Raw genomic sequence first — 3127 nt, forward strand, 5'->3', positions numbered from 1 at the left:
CATGTTCACCGGCTACCGCCCGAGCCCGGCCATCAAGTTTCCAAGCTTCGGCTCCATCATCTCGCACGAGCAGGGACCCCGCAACAATCTGCCCCCCTACGTGGCTGTGCCGAACATGATCGCGCCGGATCAAGGGAGCGGCTACATGAGCAGCGCCTTCGGTCCCTTTGCGCTGGGCAGCGATCCGGCGGACAAAGGCTTCACCGTGCGCGATCTGGCCGCACCGAAGGAGATCGACGCGAAGCGCTTCGACCGCCGCCGCAACCTGCTCTCCGCCGTGGACGAGCACTTCCGCACCCACGAGAAATCGGACGGCCTCAGCGCCATGGACAATTTCTACCAGGCCGCGTACAAGCTCGTCAGTTCAGAAAAAGCGCGCGAAGCCTTCAACCTCAGCGCCGAGCCCGACAAGCTGCGCGACGAGTACGGTCGCAACGCCGCCGGTCAGCGCTTCCTGCTCTCACGCCGTCTCGTCGAAGCCGGGGTGCGCATGGTGTCCGTGAATTACGGCAGCTGGGATCACCACTCCAACATCAAGGGTGCCTTTGAGGGCCAGGCCCCGCAGTTCGATGTCGCCTTCGCACGCCTGATCAAGGACCTCGATGAACGCGGCATGCTGGACACCACGCTGGTGCTCGTCAGCTCCGAATTCGGCCGCACGCCGCGCATCAACAGCACGAATGGCCGCGATCATTACCCGCGCGTCTTCTCCGTGGCCATGGCAGGTGGCGGCGTGAAGAAAGGTTTTGTTTACGGCAAGTCCGACGCTCTTGGCGGCGAGCCGGATGAAAACCCTGTGGGCCCCGAAGATCTTGCCCGCACGATGTACCGCCTGCTCGGCATCAACGCCAGCAAGCGCATCATCGTCGAAAACGTGCGTCCTGTGGACATCGTGAACGGTGGCCGGTTGATCAATGAAGTGATCGCGTAAGCGGAAGGGGGTGAGGAGTGAGTTTCCCCGGGGCGTCTTGTCCCGGGCGGCTGCTTCTTGCCGCCAAAAATGCGGAATCCGCAATCCTCTGCTTTCCTCGGCATCAAAACTGCGCATTCTCCATGCGGTTCGGATTTGAACCTACATGGAAGCAGTCAACATTCAGTTTGCCCCCGCGACTGGCACCGAGGAAGAATGGAACGAGGCGTATGCGCGCCTCGCCGATTACTTCCGTTCGTACCAGCTTCACAACCGCATCCGCCGTACGCAGCTTATTCTCGAAACCCTGCGCAACGCGGCCAAGGCCCATGCGAAGGATCCTTCGCGGACGCCGACGGCACACTCCATCGAGCAGGCGCGGTTCATGCTGCGTGAGTGGCTGGGCTCGATCTACAGCGATCTCAATCTCAACGAAGCGCAGCTTGAGGCCACGGGGCGTCTGGGCTTCCACCTCGCTGGCGGACCTTCGCGCTGGCCGCAGTTTTTCCTCGATGAACAGAACATGCCCAACGACATGGCCGAGGCCATGCGATCCGCCATTCGTACTTCCGGACCTGGCATGCAGGTGAGCAAGATGACTCCACGTGACATCGACCTCGGCATGTTCACCGATGTAGCAGACGACACCTTTGACCGCCTCGGCCGCCATCCCATCCTGCGCTACTCGGTGCTGGTGGTCATCATTGGCAGCGTGCTGGGCTACCTTTACTCCCTCTTCGGATGAGCGCACCCATTGGCAGCCAGACTGCAAACATCGCGATGACCGCAGGGATGCCGCCCAAGCACATCTCGCGCACGCGTCGCGCCACGTTTTTCTCTCTCGTCGGCCTTGGCACCATTGTGGGTGCCTGGCTGTCCTACATCTTCCTTTCGGAAAACGGCATGCGGCTTTCCGAATGGGGGCTGCTGCTGGTGTTCATCCCGCTGTATTACCAGCTCAATGTCGGCTTCTGGACGGCGCTCTTCGGCGTGTGGCTGATGAACCGACCCAAGCCGGACTCACTCAGCCTTTGGCTCTCCCTGACGGCGGATGACTATGAGCAGCCCATCACGGCCAGCACCGCGATCATCATGCCGGTGTTCAATGAGGATGTGACGCGCGTGTATGAAGGCCTGCGCTCCATCTACCTCTCGTTGGAAGCCACGGGACAGGCGGCCAACTTCGACTTTTTCATCCTGAGTGACTCCGACAAGGCCAGCCAGTGGATCGAGGAAGAAACTGCGTGGCTGGAGCTCTGCCGCCAGCTCAAGGCCTTTGGCCGCATCTTTTACCGCCGCCGCCGCAAGCAGATCAACCGCAAGAGCGGCAACGTCTCCGACTTCTGCCGCCGCTGGGGCAAGCGCTACCGCTACATGGTGGTGCTGGATGCTGACAGCCTGATGTCCGGCGCGCTGCTCACCAGCCTGGTGCGCATCATGGAAAAGAATCCGGGCATCGGCATCGTACAGACGTTTCCGAAGCAGATCGCCGCAGACACGCTGCTGGGGCGTGTGATGCAGTTTGCGCAGGCACTTTACGGTCCGCCCTTCATGGCGGGGCTGGACTACTGGCAGTGCGGCGAGGCGAACTTCTGGGGGCACAATGCCATCCTGCGTCTGGCGCCGTTCATCGAGCACTGCGCGCTGCCGCCGCTGCCAGCCAATGCGCCGTTTGGCGGGCACATTCTCAGCCACGACTTTGTGGAGGCCGCGCTGATGCGCAAAGCTGGCTACGCTGTAAGGCTGCTGCCCACCACGCGTGGCAGCTATGAAGAAGGACCGCCCACGCTGGTGGACATGCTCAAGCGTGACCGCCGCTGGTGCCAGGGCAACATGCAGCACCTCTGGCTGCTGTTTGCCAAAGGCTGGCACCCGATGAGCCGCATCAATTTCCTGCACGGCATCCTCAGCTACGTGAGCTCGCTGCTGTGGTTCCTCTTCCTGGTGCTGGCCACGCTGCTGGCCGCCACACCGACTCCGCACGTGCAGCCGCAGGCCATCCTGGCGGAGCACATTCTGCTGGCCGTCACGGCGATGCTGATCTTCCTGCCCAAGACGGTGATCCTGCTGGATGAAGTCATCACGGGGCGAATGTTCAAGCCGCTGAAACTGCGCTTTCTCACGTTCTTCAGCAGCCTGCTGGACACTGTGGTCTTCACGCTCATGGCGCCGGTGCTCATGATCTTCCATTCGCGCTTCGTCGTTTACACCATCGTG

Annotated in this window: 3 protein-coding genes; all 3 read left to right on the forward strand. The window is 61.7% G+C overall.

The window, feature by feature from the left end:
- Window positions 1-931, forward strand: a 931-nt coding sequence (locus tag ACIREA_RS29440; protein ID WP_397385888.1) for a DUF1501 domain-containing protein, incomplete at its 5' end; no start/stop codon positions are given.
- Between the two features lie 145 nt (window positions 932-1076).
- Window positions 1077-1655, forward strand: a complete 579-nt coding sequence (locus ACIREA_RS29445) for a hypothetical protein (protein WP_397385889.1) — start codon at window positions 1077-1079, stop codon at window positions 1653-1655.
- The coding region (mdoH, locus tag ACIREA_RS29450; RefSeq protein WP_397385890.1) for a glucans biosynthesis glucosyltransferase MdoH at window positions 1652-3127 on the forward strand (1476 nt) is incomplete at its 3' end. The genes ACIREA_RS29445 and mdoH, both read left to right, overlap by 4 nt.

It is taken from the genome of Prosthecobacter sp. (genome assembly GCF_044373815.1).
Taxonomy (GTDB): Bacteria; Verrucomicrobiota; Verrucomicrobiia; order Verrucomicrobiales; family Verrucomicrobiaceae; genus Prosthecobacter.

Coding starts and splice junctions, on each gene's coding strand:
- ACIREA_RS29445 (WP_397385889.1), top strand. CDS start 1,077: ATGGAAGCAGTCAACATTCAGTTTGCCCCCGCGACTGGCACCGAGGAA.